Here is a 17,713-nt window from a genome sequence, read left to right as displayed (position 1 = left end):
TATCGCCATGTCCGACGTTCCCGCCCGGCCCCGCGTCTTCTCCGGCATCCAGCCGACAGCCGACTCGTTCCACCTCGGCAACTATCTCGGCGCGGTGCGGCACTGGGTGGCGCTACAGGACACCCACGACGCGTTCTACTGCGTGGTGGACCTGCACGCCATCACGGCGGGGCACGATCCGGCGCTGCTGCGCCAGCGGACCCGGGTGGCCGCGGCCCAGCTCTTCGCGGTCGGGCTCGACCCGGAACGCAGCACCCTGTTCGTCCAGTCGCAGGTGCCCGAGCACCCGCAGCTGGCCTGGGTGCTCGGCTGCATCACCGGCTTCGGCGAGGCCAGCCGGATGACCCAGTTCAAGGACAAGTCGCAGAAGCAGGGCAACGAGCGGGCCAGCGTCGGGCTGTTCACCTATCCGGTCCTCCAGGCCGCCGACATCCTGCTCTACCAGGCCAACGCGGTCCCGGTCGGCGAGGACCAGCGCCAGCACCTGGAACTCTCCCGGGATCTGGCCCAGCGCTTCAACTCGCTGTTCGGCGCGACGTTCACGGTGCCCGCGCCGCACATCGTCAAGGACACTGCCAAGATCACCGACCTGCAGGACCCGACCGCGAAGATGTCGAAGTCGTCGTCCTCGCCAGCCGGCATCATCGACCTGCTCGACGATCCGGCCCGGTCCGCGAAAAAGATCCGTTCGGCGGTGACTGACACCGGTCGGGAAATCGTCTTCGACACCGAGACCAAGCCGGGTGTGTCCAACCTGTTGACCATCTACTCGGCGCTCAGCGGCCGCAGCATCGACGAGCTGGTGGCCGCCTACGCGGGTCGTGGCTACGGCGATCTGAAGAAGGAGCTGGCCGAGGTGGTGACGGACTTCGTCCGGCCGATCCAGGAGCGCACCCGCGCCTACCTCGACGATCCGGCGCAGTTGGACAAGCTGCTCGCGGCCGGCGCGGAGAAGGCCCGCGCGGTGGCCGCGGCGACCCTGCGGTCCGCGTACGAGCGGGTCGGGTTCTTCCCGCCCGTGCGCGGCGAGTAGCTCCGCGGTACAGGTGGACGGCTCGGTGCTCGGAGGGGCGGCGCGAAGCGTGGATCGCAGTGGCGGGGTGCCGCCGACCGGCGACACCATCCAGATCGGCATCGCCGTGGACATCCCCGAGCCGTGGGGTGCCCTGCTCACCCGGCGGCGGATCGAGGCCGGTGATCCGCTGGCGGTGCCCGCGCACGTGACGTTGCTTGGGCCCACCGAGATCCGGACGGCCAACCTGCCGGCGGTCGAGCGGCACCTGGCCGCCGTCGCCGCCGCGCACCTGCCGTTCACCCTGCACCTGCGGGGCACCGGCACGTTCCGTCCGGTCACCCAGGTGGTGTTCGTCGCGGTGGCCGCCGGGATCAGCGAGTGCGAGTTGCTGGCCGCGGCCATCGCCGCAGCGCCGGGCCTGCACCGCGAACTCCGCTTCCCGTACCATCCGCACGTCACAGTGGCTCAGGACGTGGCACCGGAGGCCCTGGACCGGGTGTACGAGGATCTGGCCGACTTCTCCGCGATGTTCGAGGTCGACGGGTTCACCCTCTTCTCGCACAGCGGGCAGGCCAGGTGGCAGCCGCGTCGGGACTTCTGCCTCGGCACCTGAAACGCCGGCATTCGAGCCGTCAGCACCTGGAGCAGCGACGCGCCGGCCGGCGAGCATCGGGAGCCGGTTGCCACTACAGCGGTGGGAGATCGGCGAGGATGACCGCGTGAACGTGATCGGCCGGATCGAGACGGGCATCGACCGCTGGGTGAGCGCCGCGCGCCACCGGTCGGGGCTCTTCGATCACGTGTGGCGGGCCGGGGTGCTGTACGGCGAGGTGCTGGCTGGCCGGTTGGCCGCCGCGATCGCCTACTACGGCTTTTTCGCCGTGTTCGCCCTCGCCCTGGTCGCGTTCTCCGTCTTCGGCGCGATCCTGGAGGACAACGACGAGGTCAGCGCGGCGGCGGCCGACTTCCTCAAGGAGAATCTGCCGTTCCTGGACGCCGGGCAGATCGCCAACTCCAGCGGCACCGTCGGTGTGGTCGGCCTGGTCATCCTGGTCTTCACCGGGATCGGTTGGGTCGAGGCCATCCGGTCCTCGCAGCGGCTGATGTACCAGCTCAACCAGCAGCCGGGCAATCTGGTGGTACGGCGGCTCGTCGACCTGGGCGTGATGATCGGCGTCTTCGTGCTGCTCGGCGTCTCGGTCGCGGCGGTGGACGCGCTGGAGTCGCTGCTGCGTTTTCTGCTGCGCAGCACCGGCTCGGTGGGTCTGACCACCATCAGCGCGGTGCTCAGCGTGCTGGTCAACACAGTGCTCGCCACCGCGTTGCTGCTCGCCGTGCCCCGGCTGCGGATGAGCCGGTCCCGGCTGCGCCCGGTGGTGTTGCTCGTCGCTGTCGGCATCACGCTGCTGAACACCGTCGGCCGGTACTACGTGGTGCGGACCGAGCGGAACCCGGCGTACACCGTGGTGGCCGGCGCCGTCGGCCTGCTGCTGTACCTCTACCTGCTCAACCAGTTGGTGCTGTTCGGCGCGGCGCTCCTGGCGACCAGCACCACCGGCCGAGTGGTGGACCTGGCGGAGACCCCCGCCCCGCCGAAGGATGTCGACGAGGGCATCGACCCCGGTACGCCGGGCGGTGCGGGCTGATGACGGAAGGCGCGCAGGTGCTGATCTCGGTCGACGCGGACTCGTCGGTGCCCCCGTACGAGCAGGTGCGTGTGCAGCTCGCCGAGCTGATCGGCGACGGCAGGTTGCCGGTGGGCAGCCGCCTGCCCACCGTCCGGCAGCTCGCGGCCGACCTGCGGTTGGCCGCGAACACGGTGGCCCGCGCCTACCGGGAGCTGGAGGCGGCCGGGCTGCTGGAGACCCGGGGGCGCAACGGCACCTTCGTCGCCCCCGGTCGGGACGACGCCGTCGACCGGTTGCAGCGGGCGGCGGCCGGTTACGCGGCGGAGGCGGCCCGGCTCGGCGTGCCACCGGCCACCGCGCTCGCTTTGGTCCGCGCCGCCCTGGACGCGGTCCGCCCCGGCTGACCGGCCGCCGATCGACAGTCGGACGGGCGATAACTGAGCAGAACTGCGCCGCCGCTCGCGTTCGCGGACCATGATGAGCCGGTGGGCGCACTCATGACACTGGACCTGCCGGCGGACTCGCCGCTCCTCGGCCTGCCGTGGATCATCACCTTCGGTCCGCTCGGTGATATCGACGAGTGGGAGCCGGTGGTCTGCGGGCCGTACGAGCGACCGCACGCGTTGGCCCTTGCCGAGGCGGTGGTGGCCGAGGAGCAGTTGATGGCCGTGGTGGAGCCGTTGCTGCCGGCGCTGTCCGCCGACGAGATCCGCAGCGAGATCGCCGCCGCGCAGGTCGCCGCCGAGGATGAGGCCCGGCAGGTGGAGGGGGCCGACCTGTACGGCGACTTCGAGGACGTGATCGACGAGGAGTTGGACGCGGCAGCCGACGAGGCCGGCCACGGTGAGCCCGTCGAAGCGCCGGACGAGGCCGAGGTACGTGCCGGCTTCACCCGGATCGCGGCGTTGCTCACCGCGAAGTGACGACCTGGGTCGGCGTGCACGGACACCGGCGCCACGCGGAGCGGACTCCGCGCGGCGCCGGTGGCACCTCACCCCCCACCACAAGGGGCCGGTAGCCCAGTCGCCCGTCGGCGCGGGGCACGACGAACGACCAGGTCGAGAACGAGTTACCCGTTCAGCGCCGTTCCAACCAGACTGCCGCGTCAATTGGCAGCAGCCGGCCGGAGCCCTGTTCGGTGAGCTCGTCGCTGGCGACGAGCGGCTGACCGTACCCGTCGATCAGGACCGGCGCGCCGCTCATGTTGACGACGCAGGTCAGCACTGTCGCGCCGGCGGAGCGGGAGAAGGCCAGCACGCCCGGCTCGCTCTCCTGCCAGGTGACCCCGTCGGCGTCGAGGGCGAGCGCGGGATGAACGTGGCGGATCCGCAGCGCGGTCCGGTACAGCTCCAGGGTCGAGCCGGGCACGCCGGTCTGCGCCGTGACGGACAGCGCCCGCCAGAGCGCCGGGGCGGGCAGCCAGCTCAGCTCACTGCCGGCCGGTCCGAAGCCGTACGGAGCCAGCTCGCCGTCCCACGGGATGGGCACCCGGCAGCCGTCGCGGCTCTCGCCGGTGCGGAGGAACGCCGGATCCTGGCGGAGCTCGTCGGGGAGGTCGAGGACCTCCGGCAGGCCCAGTTCCTCGCCCTGGTAGAGGTAGGCGCAGCCGGGCAGGGCGAGCATCAGCAGGCTGGCGGCCCGGGCTCGGCGCAGCCCTTCGACGCCGTCGCCGTACCGGGTGACGTGCCGCTGCTTGTCGTGGTTGGACAGCACCCAGGTGGTGGGCGCCCCGACGACGGTCGCCTCGGCCAGGGCGGTGTCGATCACCTTGCGGAACGAGTCGGCCGACCAGGTGGCGTCGAGGAAGTCGAAGCTGAACGCCTGGTGCAACTCGTCCGGGCCGATGTAGCGGGCCAGGCGCTGTGGCGTCTCGGCCCACGCCTCGGCGACCGCCATCCGACCGCCGGGGTAGCTGTCCAGGATGGGCCGCCACGCCCGGTAGATCTCGTGCACCTCGTCCTGGTCGAAGTAGGGCAGCCGGCCCTTGCCGAGCAGTTCGACCTGACGCTGGCCGGTGGTCATCGTGCTGAAGCCGACGTCCGGCAGCCCTTCCGCCTTGATCATGCCGTGCGCCACGTCGACGCGGAATCCGTCGACGCCCCGATCCAGCCAGAACCGCAGCACGTCCTCGAACTCGGCGCGAACCTCCGGGTGACGCCAGTTCAGGTCCGGCTGCGAGCTGTCGAACAGGTGCAGATACCACTGGCCGTCAGCCGTCCGGGTCCAGGCGGGGCCGCCGAAGATGCTCTCCCAGTCGTTCGGGGGCAACTCGCCGTGCGTGCCCTGACCGTCGGCGAAGAGGTAGCGGGCCCGCTCCGGGGAGCCGGGGCCGGCGGCGAGCGCCGCGGTGAACCAGCGGTGCGCGCTGGAGGTGTGGTTGGGCACCAGGTCGACGATGATCCGAAGGCCGTGGGCGTGCGCGTCAGTGATCATCGCGTCGAAGTCGGCGAGTGTGCCGAACATCGGGTCGACGTCCCGGTAGTCGGCCACGTCGTACCCGCCGTCGATCATGGGCGAGGTGTAGAAGGGGGTCAGCCAGAGCGCGTCCACACCGAGGTCGCGCAGGTACGGCAGGCGCTGCCGGATGCCCTGGAGGTCGCCGGTGCCGTCGCCGTCGCTGTCGGCGAAGCTGCGGACGTACACCTGGTAGACGACCGCAGAGCGCCACCAGTCGTCGTCGGTGGTGGTCTGCGGTGGGGTGGCGGTGCTGATCATTCGAGCAATATGCCGGCCCGCCGTTGCAAGAGTCAAGCAGATCTTGCGTAAGACAAGCGTGCGGGACTCGGCGCGACAGCCGTGGAGCCGCGCACCACCAGCTCCGGGCGGAACAGGTACTCCGAGTGCGGGGCGCCGTGCCCGTTGATCTCGTCCACCAGGGCGCGGACGGCGGCCACCGCCATCGCGGTGACCGGTTGCCGCATCGTGGTCAGCGGCGGGTCGGTGAAGGCCATCAGCGGGGAGTCGTCGTAGCCGACCACGGAGAGGCCGCCGGGCACGTCGAGGCCGCGTTGACGGGCGGCCCGGATCGCGCCGAGCGCCATCAGGTCGGAGCCGCAGACCACCCCGGTGACGCCGCGGTCCAACAGGCGGCCGGCCGCCGCCTCGCCACCCTCCACTCCGAACAGTGACAGCTCGGCCAGCGGGCCCAGGTCGGCTTCGGCGACGCCGGCCAGCCGGGTCATCGCGGAACGCCAGGCGGCCACCTTGCGCTGCACCGGGACGAACCGGTCCGGGCCGGTGATCAGGCCGATCCGACGGTGGCCGAGCGCGACCAGATGCGCAACTGCCAGCTCGGCCGCCTCCCGGTCGTCGCAGGAGACGAAGGGCGCGCCGATGCCGGGCACGTACCCGTTGATCATCACGACCGGCAACGGCCGGGCGAGCAGTGCCCGGTAGCGGTCGTGGTTGGCGGCCGTGTCGGCGTGCAGCCCGGAGACGAAGACGATGCCGGAGACCTGCCTGTCCAGCAGCATCTCCACGTACTCGTCCTCGGTCACGCCGCCAGCGGTCTGGGTGCAGAGCACCGGCGTGAATCCACTCTGCGCCAGAGTGGACTCGATGACCTGGGCGAAGGCAGGAAAGATCGGGTTGTCCAGCTCCGGCACCACCAGGCCGACGAGACCGGCGCTGCGCTTACGCAGCCGGGCCGGCCGCTCGTACCCGAGCACGTCGAGGGCGGTGAGGACGGCCTGCCGGGTCTCCGGGGCCACGCCGGGGCGGTCGTTGAGCACCCGCGACACCGTGGCCTCGCTGACTTCGGCCTGCTGGGCGATGTCGGACAGTCGAGCGCGCATGGCGGCACTTTAGCCCACCGGCAAGTTCTTGCGGGGTCCTCTGCAAGCCCTTCCATTACTTGCAACGTCTTGCTAACGTCCCCGCAACACGCGAGAGCAGCGGCGCAGTATCCATGCGCCGATCGGCAAGAACTTCCAGACATTCCACTGGCGAGCCGCCCGTCCCCGGCGAGCCGCCATGACGACAGGAGTACCGATGCGCATCCGTACCGCGGGTGTGGTCGCCCTCTTCGCCCTGGCGCTCGCCGCCTCAGGCTGCGGTGGCGACAGCGACGAGCCGGCCGCGAAGGAGACCCCCAAGGCCGCCGGCGGCAAACTGGTGATCTGGGCGGACGACAAGCGGACCGCCGCCCTCAAGCCGTTCGCCGAGAAGTTCGGCCAGGAGAACGGCGTCAGCGTCGAGGTCCAGGCCGTCCCGAACGAGGACCTTCAGAACAACTTCGTGACAGTGTCGAGCCAGGGCGGCGGCCCGGACGTGGTGATCGGCGCGCACGACTGGATCGGCAACCTGGTCCAGAACGGTGCCATCGACCCGGTGCAGCTGTCCGACCAGCAGAAGGCCGCCTTCAACGAGACCGCCGTCAAGGCCGTCACGTTCAACGGCCAGCTCTACGGCGTGCCCTATGCTCAGGAGAACCTGGCGCTGATCCGCAACACCGAACTGGCCCCCGAGGCACCGAAGACGATCGAGGACCTGGTCGCCACCGGCAAGCAGCTCAAGGCGCAGAAGAAGGTCACCGAGACGCTCTGCCTCCAGGTCGGCCAGAAGGGCGACGCGTACCACATCTATCCGCTGTACACCTCGGCCGGCGGTTACCTCTTCGGCACCACCGCGAACGGCGACTACGACCCGAAGGACCTGGGCGTGGGCAAGCCGGAGTCGATCGCCGCGTTCAAGAAGATCGCCGCGCTCGGCGAGAAGGGCGAGGGCGTGCTGAAGCGCTCGATCGCCGACACCAACTCGACCGCCACCTTCACTGGCAAGAAGTGCGCCTTCCTGGTCTCCGGGCCGTGGGCCACCGCCGACGTGAAGAAGGCCGGCATCAAGTACGACGTCTCCGCCGTTCCCGGCTTCGCCGGCGGCAAGGCGGCCGCGCCGTTCGTAGGCGTCCAGTCCTTCTACGTGGCGGCCAAGGGCAAGAACAAGGCACTCGCCCAGGAGTTCGTCGCCAACTACGTCACCACGCCGGAGCTGGCCGTGGCGCTCTACCAGGCCGACCCGCGCCCGCCGGCGCTGACCGCCGCGCTTGACCAGGTCAAGAGCAGCGACCCGGACCTGGCCAAGTTCATCGAGGCCGGCAAGAACGGGCAGGTGCTCCCGGCCATCCCGGCCATGGCCGCGATCTGGGACCCGTTCGGCAAGGCCGAGGCCGCCGTCATCGGCGGCGCCGACCCGACCAGCACGGTTACCGCGGCCGGCAAGACGATCGCCGGTTCGATCAAGTAATGAGCACACCGCTGTCCGGCCCGGGGCCTGCCCAGCAGGCCCCGGGCCGGGGGCCCGTCCGCACCGGGTCCCCGCGCACCACCCGTACCGCGCGGAACCACGCGCCGATCACCGCGACCGGCCTCGCCGCGAAGGTGATCCTGCTCGGCCTGGTGGCCGGGATCGCGATCTGGGCGGCCTTCCCGCTCGTGGCGGCCGAGAAGTGGGTCGGGCTGGCGGTGCTGGTGCTGACCACCGCCGCACTGTTCTATCTGTACCTGGGCCGCCGGCACGTCCCGGCGAAGTACCTCATCCCCGGCACGCTCTTCCTGATCGCCTTCCAGGTCGTGCCGGTGCTTTACACCGCGAGCACGGCCTTCACCAACTTCGGCGACGGCCACCGAGGCAGCAAGGACGACGCGATCGTCGCGATCCAGAGCTCCTCGGTCAAGCAGGTCCCGGGGTCCACCCAGTACCCGTTGTCGGTCGCCACCAAGGGCGACCCGGCCACCGGTGCCCTGGTCTTCCTGATCACCAAGCCAGGAACCGACACGGTCTCCGTCGGCGACGCCGAGGGCCTTCGCCCGCTCGATCCCGGCGCGGCCACCGTCGGCCCCGGCGGGAAGGTCACCGCGGCCGACGGCTACACCGTGCTGAACTTCAGCCAGGCCAGCGCCCGCAGCAAGGACATCACGGACCTGGTGGTGCCGACGGCCGGAGGCGCGCTGCGCTCGTCTGGCCTGTCCCGGGCGTACGAGGGCAAGGCCGTCCGGGCGTACGACGCGGGCTGCGACTGCGTCAAGGACAGCGACAGCGGCAGGACCTGGACCGCGGACGGCGAGGTCGGCGCGTTCGTCGCCGCCGACGGCGAGCGGCTGGCCCAGGGTTGGAAGGTGAACGTCGGGCTGTCCAACTTCACCCGGGTGCTCACCGACGAGCGGATCTCCGGGCCGTTCCTCCGCACGCTGATCTGGAACTTCGCCTTCGCCATCGGCTCCACCGGCGGCACGTTCATCCTCGGCATGGCGATCGCCCTGGCGCTGCACTCGCCCCGAATGCGGGGCACCAACCTCTACCGGATGTTGCTGATCCTGCCGTACGCCATGCCGTCCTTCGCGATGCTCCTGGTCTGGCGGGACATGTTCAACACCGACTTCGGGCTGATCAACAATCTGTTCGGGCTCAGCGTCGACTGGTTCGGGCAGGGCTGGTCGGCCCGCGCCGCGGTGATCCTGGTGCAGCTCTGGCTCGGCTACCCGTACATGTTCCTGGTGGCCACCGGCGCTCTACAGGCCATCCCACGGGAGTTGACAGAGGCCACCTCGGTCGACGGGGCGTCGCGCTGGCAGTCGTTCCGGGCCGTCACCCTGCCGCTGCTGCTGGTCGCGCTCTCGCCGCTGCTGATCTCGTCGTTCGCGTTCAACTTCAACAACTTCAACGCGATCTACCTGACCACCGAGGGTGCACCATTCCCGGCGGACAACCCCAGCAACGGCGCCACCGACCTGCTGATCACCTACACCTACCGGCTGGCGTTCGGTGGGCAGGCCGCACAGTTCGGCTTCGCCGCGGCCATCTCGCTGTTCATCTTCGCCATCGTCGCGGTGGTGTCGGCGGTCAGCTTCCGGCGGACCCGCCAACAGGAGGAGGTGTATTCATGACCATGCTCACCGGCGCCGCCGTCACGGGCGGCGCGAACGGCTCGGCGACGGTCGACCGCAACGCGGGCAGGCGTAAGAAGCGATGGTTCGCCGAGGTCGGCTGGCGGCACCTGGTCGGCCTGCTCGGCGTGCTGTTCAGTCTCTTTCCGCTCGTGTTCGTCGTCTCGGCGGCGCTCAATCCGCTCGGCACCCTGTCGTCCACCGAGTTGGTGCCGACCGGCGGGGTGTCGTTGGAGAACTTCGGGAACCTGTTCGCGCGCACCGAGTTCGCTGACTGGTTCCTGAACTCGCTGCTCATCGCCGGTGGGGCCGCGTTCGCGTCGGTCTTTCTCTCCGCGCTCGCGGCGTACGCCTTCTCCCGGATGCGGTTTCAGGGGCGACGGGTGGGGTTGCTGTCACTGCTGTTGATCCAGATGTTCCCGCAGTTCCTCGCGATCGTTGCGATCTTCCTGATCTTCGGCACGATCACCGACCTGTGGCCGGCCATCGGCTTCAACACCCCGTGGGGTCTGTTGCTGCTCTACCTGGGTGGCGCGCTGGGCGTGAACACCTGGCTGATGAAGGGCTTCTTCGACACACTGCCCCGCGAGCTGGACGAGTCGGCCACCGTGGACGGCGCCTCACACGCCCAGGTCTTCTTCCGGATCATGCTGCCGTTGGTGGCGCCGATCCTCGCGGTGACCGGGCTGCTCGCCTTCATCAACACCATCAACGAGTTCCTGATGGCGAGCGTCTTCCTCACCGACACGGATGCCAAGACCCTCGCGGTCGGCATGCGGGGCATGTTGCAGGGCGGCGAGCGGAACACCAACTTCGGGATCTTCGCGGCCGGCACCCTGCTGACCGCGATCCCGACGGTGCTGGTCTTCCAGTTCCTCCAGCGGTACATCGTTTCCGGCCTCACCTCCGGTGCAGTGAAGGGATAGGTCGTCGGCCGTGGCCGGGCGGCCTGGACGCGCCGACCGGTCACCCCACTACTACAAAGTGTCGTTGATAGGGGAGGATGGGAGGCGTGGAAGCACTCCGACTCATCCTTCTCTACGTCCATCTGATCGGGTTCGCCCTGCTGCTCGGTGGCTCGATCGCCCAGTACTCCAGCGGTCGGCTGCGGATCAACCAGGCCATGCTGTGGGGCGCGGTGATCCAGTTGCTGACCGGGCTGGGCCTCTCCGCGCCGCTGCGCGGCGGCGGCGACGACGAGCCGAACCCCGCAAAACTTGTGACGAAGTTGGTGATCGCGCTGCTGATCTTCGTCATGGTCTTCTTCTCCCGGAAGCGGGACGTGGTCAACCGCGGTCATTTCCTCGCGATCGTCGGTCTGACCCTGGTCAACGCGGCGGTCGCGGTCTTTTGGCGGTAACGTCCGAGGAGGAAAACGCCTCCAGAAAACGGACGTTGCGGACGCCATGGCGCTTGCTTACCAGCACGAAGAGTGACGTGCCCCACGCAAGGGTTACACCCGGGTAACAGGCGCTCAACAGTCGTGCACGATTGTCGGCCGGTGGGTGGACGCGGGCGTACGCTCCCGTCCGTAACGTGGGACAGCCGGCGGCACACCCGCAGGTCGGCTGATGGGCTGCCACCGCACAAGGCGCGGTGTGCAATGGGAAGGAGACGTCTTGCGCTCGGTGCGTGGGATGCGGATCGCCTCGATCTTCGCGGTGGGTGGGCTCGCGCTCACCGCCGCCGCTTGTGGCGAGGCGCCCAAGGATGACAACAACGCCGGCAGTGGCGCCAAGAAGTTCAGCGCCTGCATGGTGACCGACGTCGGCGGCATCGACGACAAGTCGTTCAACGCTTCGGCCTGGAAGGGCCTGCAGGAGGCCAAGGCCGCCAACGACAACATCGACATCAAGTACGTCGCGTCGAAGGCCGAGGCCGACTACGAGCCGAACCTGACCCAGTTCGTCAACCAGAAGTGCGACTTCATCCTGGCGGTCGGTGGCCTGATGGGCGACGCCACCTCGAAGATCGCGAAGGCGAACCCGAACCAGCAGTTCGGCATTGTCGACGCGAACCCGGGTGACGCCAACGTCTACCCGATGCAGTTCGACACCGCCCAGGCCGCGTTCCAGGCTGGCTACCTGGCCGCCGGGATGAGCAAGAGCGGCAAGGTCGGCACCTACGGTGCCGTGCCGATCCCGCCGGTGACCATCTTCATGGACGGTTTCGTCGACGGTGTGAAGTACTTCAACACCACGAAGGGCAAGAACGTCCAGGCCCTGGGCTGGAACAAGGACACCCAGAAGGGCTCCTTCTCCAACGCCTTCGACAAGCAGGACGAGGGCAAGAAGGTCTCCGACGCGCTGGTCGCCCAGGGCGCGGACATCATCATGCCGGTCGCCGGCGGCTCCGGCCTCGGCACCACCGCCGCGGCCAAGGCGTCGGGTGGCAAGTACAGCACCATCTGGGTGGACGTCGACGGCTGCGAGAGCACCCCGGACTGCTCCGCGATCGTGACCACCGTGGTCAAGAACATCCCGGAGGCCGTCAAGGAGGCCGTGGTGAAGGCCGCCGGTGGCGAGAAGCTGGAGTCCAAGCCGGGCTTCGTCGGCACCCTGGCCAACACCGGCGTCTCGATCGCCCCGTACCACGACTTCGACAGCAAGGTTCCGGCCGAGCTGAAGGCCGAGGTCGACAAGATCAAGGCGGACATCGCCGCTGGCACCATCACCGTCACCTCGAAGGCCCAGCCGACCAAGTGACAACCGGCCGGCCGCTCCGGTGAGATCATCGGGGGGCCGGCGGGAACAGGTACGACCCGATCGGCCGCTCCGGCTCTGCGGATACCCCGCGGGGTCGGAGCGGCCGATCGCGCACCACGGCGGCCGGCCCGGTCCGGCCGGTACGACGGCAGCTAGGCTGCACCATCGCTCGCACTCCAGGAGGTTGCGCTGAGACTCGAACTGCGCGGCATCACCAAGCGGTTCGGTGATCTGGTCGCCAACGATCACATCGACCTGACGGTGGAGCCTGGAGAGATTCACGCCCTCCTCGGCGAGAACGGTGCGGGCAAGTCGACCCTGATGAACGTGCTCTACGGGCTCTACCAGCCCGACGAGGGCGAGATCCTGGTCGACGGCAAGCCGCTGAAGCTGAAGGGCCCGTCCGACGCGATCGGGGCCGGGATCGGCATGGTGCACCAGCACTTCATGCTGGTGCCGGTCTTCACCGTCACCGAAAACATCATGCTCGGCGCCGAGCAGATCAGGGGCGGCATCGCCGGCTTCCTGGACCGGCGGCGGGCCCGGCGCGAGGTCACCGAGGTGTCCGAGCGCTACAACCTGCGGGTCGACCCGGACGCGGTGATCGAGGACCTGCCGGTCGGCATCCAGCAACGCGTCGAGATCGTCAAGGCACTCACCCGTGACGTCGACCTGCTCATCCTGGACGAGCCGACAGCTGTGCTCACCCCTCAGGAGACCGAGGAGTTGCTGACGGTCATGCGGTCGCTCAAGGCGGCCGGCAAGTCGATCGTCTTCATCACCCACAAGCTCGGCGAGGTCAAGGCCATCGCCGACCGGATCACAGTGATCCGACGCGGAAAGACCGTCGGCACCGCCTCGCCGGAGGCCAGCCGGGACGAGCTGGCCGCGTTGATGGTCGGGCGCAACGTCCGGCTCACCGTGGACAAGACCCCCGCCACTCCGGGCGAGCCGGTGCTGGAGGTGGCCGGGCTGGTCGTCGACGACGACCGGCAGATCCGCGCGGTCGACGGCGTCGACCTGACCGTGCGCGCGGGCGAGGTCCTCGGCGTGGCGGGCGTACAGGGCAACGGTCAGACCGAGTTGATCGAGGCGATCATGGGTCTGCGCCCGGCGCTCGCCGGCACGATCAGCCTGGCCGGCGACCGGATCAACGGCTGGAAGCCCAAGAAGGTGCTCCGGGCGGGCGTCGGTTACGTGCCCGAGGACCGCAGCGTGGACGGCCTGATCAAGGAGTTCAGTGTCGCGGAGAACCTGGTGCTGGACATCTACGACCGGCCGCCGTTCGGTGCCGGGCTCGCGCTGAAGCCGGACGCGATCGCCGCCTCCGCGAAGGAGCGGATCGAGCAGTTCGACGTTCGTACCTCATCGGCCGACGCGACGGTGGGCACCCTCTCCGGCGGCAATCAGCAGAAGGTGATCGTGGCCCGGGAGCTGTCCCGGCCGCTGAAGCTCCTCATCGCCGCCCAGCCGACCCGTGGCGTCGACGTCGGGTCGATCGAGTTCATCCACAGCCAGGTCATCCGCGAGCGAGACATCGGCACCGCCGTTCTGGTGGTCTCCAGCGAACTCGACGAGGTGATCGGGTTGGCCGACCGGATCGCGGTGATGTACCGCGGCCGGATCATCGGCATCGTCGGCCCGGACACCCCGCGTGAGGAGATCGGTCTGCTGATGGCCGGCATCAGCCAGGACGAGGCCCACGACGCTGTCGCCGAGAAGCCCGACGCGGCAATCGCCGCCGACGAGCCCGGCGCGGCACCCGCCACCGACAAGCCCGGCGCGGCAGACGGGAGCCCGGCGCGCGACGCGGGCTCCGCGAGCGAGGACGAGGCATGACCAACCCCAATCCGCAGTCCGGCTCGCCGGACAAGGAGCCGGCGAGCGAGGCGCAGGCCGCGCAGAACGCGCTCGGCAACACCGAACGCGCCGAGGTGGCCACCGAGCCGGACCGCTCGGTGAAGCCAGGCCCGGAGCCGAAGCCGAGCCTGGGCCGGTTGTTCCTGGACAACCTCTGGGCGGCGAACACCTTCACGGTGACCCTGTTGTCGTTGGTGCTGGCGATCGTGGTCGGCGCGGTGCTAATGATCATCTCTGATCCCGACGTGCTCGCCACCTACTCGTACATCACCTCCCGCCCGTCCGACGCGATCAACTCCAGCTGGACGCTCGTCAGCGAGGCGTACGCGAACCTGTTCAAGGGCTCGATCTTCGACCCCGAGGCGTTCTCCGGCTGGTTGGACGGCGCCAACGGCTGGCAGGCGGTGCTCGCGCCGATCTCGGAGACGCTGACCTACGCGGCGCCGCTGGTCTTCACTGGCCTGTCGGTGGCGCTGGCCTTCCGGGGCGGCCTGTTCAACATCGGCGCCCAGGGCCAGGCCACCATCGGTGTGATCATGGCGGCGCTGGCCGGCTTCCTGCTGCCGCTGCCGCCCGGCCTGCACCTGCTGGTGGCGGTGCTGGCCGGCGCGCTGGGTGGAGCGATCTGGGGCTTCATCCCCGGCATCCTCAAGGCCCGTGCCGGCGCGCACGAGGTGATCAACACGATCATGCTCAACTACGTCGCCACGTACTTCCTCACCTGGTTGATCGTGCAGAACGGTGTGCAGGACCCGAACCGCACCGACGCGATCAGCAAGGCGGTGGACACTTCCGCCCAGCTGCCCCGACTGCTCGGGGACAACCTGCGCGTGCACGCCGGCATCCTGCTCGCCGTGCTGGCCACCTGGGCGGTCGCCTGGCTGCTCAACCGCTCGACGCTCGGTTTCGAGCTGCGCGCGGTCGGCGCCAACCCGGACGCCGCCCGGACCGCGGGCATCAGCGTCACCCGGACGTACATCCTGATCATGGTCTTCGCCGGAATCCTGGCCGGCCTCGGCGGCTCGAACATGGTGCTCGGCTCGACCGCCAGCGCGTTGACCCCGCTGGTGGTCGCGCAGATCGGGTTCGACGGCATCCTGGTGGCCCTGCTCGGGCGGGTGAAGCCCTGGGGGGTGCTGCTGGCCGCGCTGCTGTTCGGCGCGCTTCAGGCCGGTGGTAACCGGATGCAGTCGTACTCCGGGATCTCGCTGGAGCTGGTGACAGTGCTCCAGGCGCTGATCGTCATCTTCATCGCCGCACCGGCCCTGGTGAAGGCGATCTTCCAGCTCCGGGCCGCGCGCGCCGCCCGGTTGCAGACGAGCCTGGCGAAGGGCTGGTAACTCATGTCCACCATGGCTGTCCCCGACATCGCGGTCGCCCCGGTCGACGAGGGCTTCTGGACCCGCAGCCGGAAGGTCGGTCTCACGCTGCTGGCGCTCGGCCTGCTGGCCGCGGTGCTCTTCGGCGCGCTCGCCACCGACCAACAGGCCCGGTTCACCCTCAGCGACGACGCGGCCGGTGCCGCACTGGAGATCAACGGCACGATCGGGGCGATCCTGTTCGGGATCATCACGATCGCCGCCGGCGCGGCGCTGCTCGCCGGGGTGCCGAAGCGGTGGTTCCTTCCCGTGCTCGGCGTCGGGCTGGTCGCCTTCGTGCTGTCGTTCCTCTGCTGGCAGGTCAGCGCCGCGCCGGCCGGGCAGAACTTCATGCCACTGGTCAACATCATCCGCGGTACGTTCATCCTGGCCCTGCCGCTGATCTTCGGCGCGCTCGCCGGGGTGCTCTGTGAGCGGTCCGGCGTGGTCAACGTGGCCATCGAGGGCCAACTGCTGATGGGCGCGTTCAGCGGGGCCCTGTTCGGCAGCATCTCCGGCAGCGTGTGGGTGGGCCTGGTCGCCGCAGCCATCGGCGGCGCGTTCATCTCGCTGCTGCTGGCCGTCTTCGCCATCCGCTACCTGGTCGACCAGGTTGTCATGGGCATCGTGCTGAACCTGCTGGCCGTCGGCGTCACCGGCTTCCTCTACGAGCGGCTGATGCAGACCGACGCCGCGAAGTACAACAGCGCGCCCCGCTTCAGCAACTGGGAGATCCCCCTGCTGAAGGACATCCCGGTGCTCGGTCCGGCGTTGTTCCGCGGCAACATCTTCCTCTATCTCGGGCTGCTCCTGGTGCTGGTGATCCACATCGGGCTGTTCCGCACCCGGTGGGGGCTGCGGACCCGCTCGGTCGGCGAGCACCCGATCGCCGCCGACACGCTCGGCGTCAAGGTGCTGCGGGTGCGCTACCGCAACGTGCTGCTGGCCGGTGTGGTCGCCGGCATCGGCGGCGCGTCCTACACCCTGGCGCTCTACTCGTTCACCAAGAACATGATCGGCGGTAAGGGCTTCATCGCCCTGGCTGCGCTGATCTTCGGTCGCTGGAACCCGACCGGCGCGCTGCTCGCCGCGTTGTTCTTCGGATTCGCCGACCAGCTCGCCACGTACCTGGGCGCGATCAGCAGCTCGATCCCCAGCCAGTTCCTGGCCATGCTGCCCTACCTGGCGACGATCCTGGCGGTCGCCGGGCTGGTCGGTCGGGTCCGGGCACCGGCCGCCGACGGCAAGCCCTACATCAAGGGCTGACCTCCGGGGCGGGCCCGTTCCCACTTGATCAAGTGATGAAAAGTAGGTGCCGGGACCGTTCCTGGCCTACTTCTCATCACTCGATCACGGCGGGCGGCCGCCCCTGCCCGCTTCTGACCTGGGCAGCTTGGGCAGAATGGCGGCATGACCGACATTGACTGGGCACGGTTGCGCGCTGCCGCCATTGAGGCGATGCGGCACGCGTACGCGCCGTACTCGACGTTCCCGGTTGGCGCGGCCGCACTTGTTGACGACGGCCGGGTGGTGGTCGGCTGCAACGTGGAGAACGCCGCGTACGGGGTGACGCTGTGCGCCGAGTGCGGGGTCGTGTCCAGCCTGCACGCCACCGGTGGCGGCCGGCTCGTCGCGCTCTCCTGCGTCGACGCGACAGGCGAGCCGTTGATGCCGTGTGGCCGCTGCCGGCAGCTGCTCTGGGAGCACGGCGGGCCGGAGTGCCTGATCGAGAGCAAGACCCGGCCGCTGCGGATGGCCGAGCTGCTGCCGCACGCCTTCGGTGTGGAGGACCTGGAGGCCGTCACCGGGGAGACACCGGTGCCGGTGGTCCCGGAGCGGCTCGCCGCCTGGCGCGGGCGCGGCACCGTCTTCGTGCACCCGGACATGTCCGCCGGTCAGCAGGTCTGGACGGCGTACTGGGAGCGGTCGGCAGGCGACGACGCCGGCGCCGAGACCGGGGTGCTGGAGGAGGCGCCAAGCTGGGACGACCCGGCCGAGGCGATCACCTGGGGCCTGGCCCGGACGCCCCGGGTGGTCGTGGTGGACGCCACCGGCACCATCTTCTGGGCGGGCGAGGGTGAGCCGCCTGCTGAGATCCCGGTGCGGTGGTCTTAGTGGTTGGGGGCGGGGGCCGACCGTGCCCGGCTCCGGGCGGTCAGGCTTGATCCCTCCGCCCTGGCCCGGCTGGACGTACCCGAGGACTCCCCCGCGTCCCGCCCCCTCGCCGTGGCGCACGACCAGGCCCGGGGACTGATGGTGATGCTGC

General features: G+C 69.6%; 16 protein-coding genes. 14 read left to right on the top strand and 2 right to left on the bottom strand.

The genetic code is table 11. The features are described 5' to 3' along the window. Positions 1–7 precede the first annotated feature (7 nt). The 5 genes from trpS to AB0B68_RS30775 all read left to right on the top strand — a co-directional run bounded on the left by trpS (position 8) and on the right by AB0B68_RS30775 (position 3,566). Positions 8–1,033, top strand: a complete 1,026-nt coding sequence (gene trpS, locus AB0B68_RS30795; protein ID WP_357199942.1) for a tryptophan--tRNA ligase — start codon at positions 8–10, stop codon at positions 1,031–1,033. A 25-nt stretch (positions 1,034–1,058) separates the two neighbouring features. Continuing rightward, positions 1,059–1,628 (top strand): 2'-5' RNA ligase family protein, encoded by a 570-nt coding sequence (locus AB0B68_RS30790; RefSeq protein ID WP_357264431.1) that lies wholly within the window; start codon positions 1,059–1,061, stop codon positions 1,626–1,628. A 106-nt stretch (positions 1,629–1,734) separates the two neighbouring features. Continuing rightward, the gene (locus AB0B68_RS30785) at positions 1,735–2,661 is read left to right on the top strand and encodes a YhjD/YihY/BrkB family envelope integrity protein (protein ID WP_357199947.1); all 927 of its coding nucleotides are present in this window, start codon (positions 1,735–1,737) and stop codon (positions 2,659–2,661) included. Then, positions 2,661–3,047 carry a GntR family transcriptional regulator gene (locus tag AB0B68_RS30780; protein WP_357199950.1) on the top strand — a complete coding sequence of 129 codons (387 nt, stop codon included), beginning with the start codon at positions 2,661–2,663 and terminating at the stop codon, positions 3,045–3,047. The genes AB0B68_RS30785 and AB0B68_RS30780 overlap by 1 nt, the downstream gene beginning before the upstream one ends. A gap of 81 nt (positions 3,048–3,128) precedes the next feature. Further along, a complete protein-coding gene (locus AB0B68_RS30775; protein WP_357199953.1) occupies positions 3,129–3,566 on the top strand; it encodes a hypothetical protein in 438 nt (145 codons plus the stop codon). 154 nt (positions 3,567–3,720) lie between these two features. Here AB0B68_RS30775 and AB0B68_RS30770 read toward each other — a convergent pair whose 3' ends face one another. Together AB0B68_RS30770 and AB0B68_RS30765 are read right to left on the bottom strand one after the other, a co-directional pair. Continuing rightward, a complete protein-coding gene (locus tag AB0B68_RS30770; protein WP_357264428.1) occupies positions 3,721–5,358 on the bottom strand; it encodes a glycoside hydrolase family 13 protein in 1,638 nt (545 codons plus the stop codon). 32 nt (positions 5,359–5,390) lie between these two features. Next, positions 5,391–6,437: a LacI family DNA-binding transcriptional regulator gene (locus AB0B68_RS30765; RefSeq protein WP_357199958.1), complete on the bottom strand. Its 1,047-nt coding sequence runs from the start codon at positions 6,435–6,437 to the stop codon at positions 5,391–5,393. 196 nt (positions 6,438–6,633) lie between these two features. On the opposite strand from AB0B68_RS30765, the gene AB0B68_RS30760 reads away from it, so the two are divergent. The 9 genes from AB0B68_RS30760 to AB0B68_RS30720 all read left to right on the top strand — a co-directional run bounded on the left by AB0B68_RS30760 (position 6,634) and on the right by AB0B68_RS30720 (position 17,562). After that, complete coding sequence (locus AB0B68_RS30760; protein WP_355010193.1) at positions 6,634–7,884, top strand: maltose ABC transporter substrate-binding protein; 1,251 nt, start codon at positions 6,634–6,636, stop codon at positions 7,882–7,884. After that, complete coding sequence (locus tag AB0B68_RS30755) at positions 7,884–9,524, top strand: ABC transporter permease subunit (protein ID WP_357199961.1); 1,641 nt, start codon at positions 7,884–7,886, stop codon at positions 9,522–9,524. The genes AB0B68_RS30760 and AB0B68_RS30755 overlap by 1 nt, the downstream gene beginning before the upstream one ends. Further along, positions 9,521–10,450: a sugar ABC transporter permease gene (locus AB0B68_RS30750; protein WP_355010191.1), complete on the top strand. Its 930-nt coding sequence runs from the start codon at positions 9,521–9,523 to the stop codon at positions 10,448–10,450. Before AB0B68_RS30755 ends, AB0B68_RS30750 begins: the two co-directional genes overlap by 4 nt. 86 nt (positions 10,451–10,536) lie before the next feature. Continuing rightward, the gene (locus AB0B68_RS30745; RefSeq protein ID WP_357264424.1) at positions 10,537–10,884 is read left to right on the top strand and encodes a hypothetical protein; all 348 of its coding nucleotides are present in this window, start codon (positions 10,537–10,539) and stop codon (positions 10,882–10,884) included. Between the two features lie 277 nt (positions 10,885–11,161). Continuing rightward, positions 11,162–12,229 (top strand): BMP family ABC transporter substrate-binding protein, encoded by a 1,068-nt coding sequence (locus AB0B68_RS30740; protein WP_357264446.1) that lies wholly within the window; start codon positions 11,162–11,164, stop codon positions 12,227–12,229. A 189-nt stretch (positions 12,230–12,418) separates the two neighbouring features. Beyond that, positions 12,419–14,068 carry an ABC transporter ATP-binding protein gene (locus AB0B68_RS30735; RefSeq protein ID WP_357264443.1) on the top strand — a complete coding sequence of 550 codons (1,650 nt, stop codon included), beginning with the start codon at positions 12,419–12,421 and terminating at the stop codon, positions 14,066–14,068. Continuing rightward, the gene (locus tag AB0B68_RS30730) at positions 14,065–15,429 is read left to right on the top strand and encodes an ABC transporter permease (RefSeq protein ID WP_357264421.1); all 1,365 of its coding nucleotides are present in this window, start codon (positions 14,065–14,067) and stop codon (positions 15,427–15,429) included. Before AB0B68_RS30735 ends, AB0B68_RS30730 begins: the two co-directional genes overlap by 4 nt. Positions 15,430–15,432: 3 nt before the next feature. After that, entirely contained in the window at positions 15,433–16,713 is a 1,281-nt protein-coding gene (locus AB0B68_RS30725) for an ABC transporter permease (protein WP_357199973.1), read from the top strand. A gap of 144 nt (positions 16,714–16,857) precedes the next feature. Beyond that, on the top strand, positions 16,858–17,562 hold the full coding sequence (locus tag AB0B68_RS30720; protein WP_091394566.1) for a cytidine deaminase: 705 nt from the start codon (positions 16,858–16,860) through the stop codon (positions 17,560–17,562). Positions 17,563–17,713 lie beyond the last annotated feature (151 nt).

The sequence above is a fragment of the Micromonospora sp. NPDC049049 genome, assembly GCF_040649115.1.
Classification (GTDB): domain Bacteria; phylum Actinomycetota; class Actinomycetes; order Mycobacteriales; family Micromonosporaceae; genus Micromonospora.
Note: the sequence above shows the minus strand (reverse complement) of the source record. Positions and strands in the feature narration are given on the sequence as shown.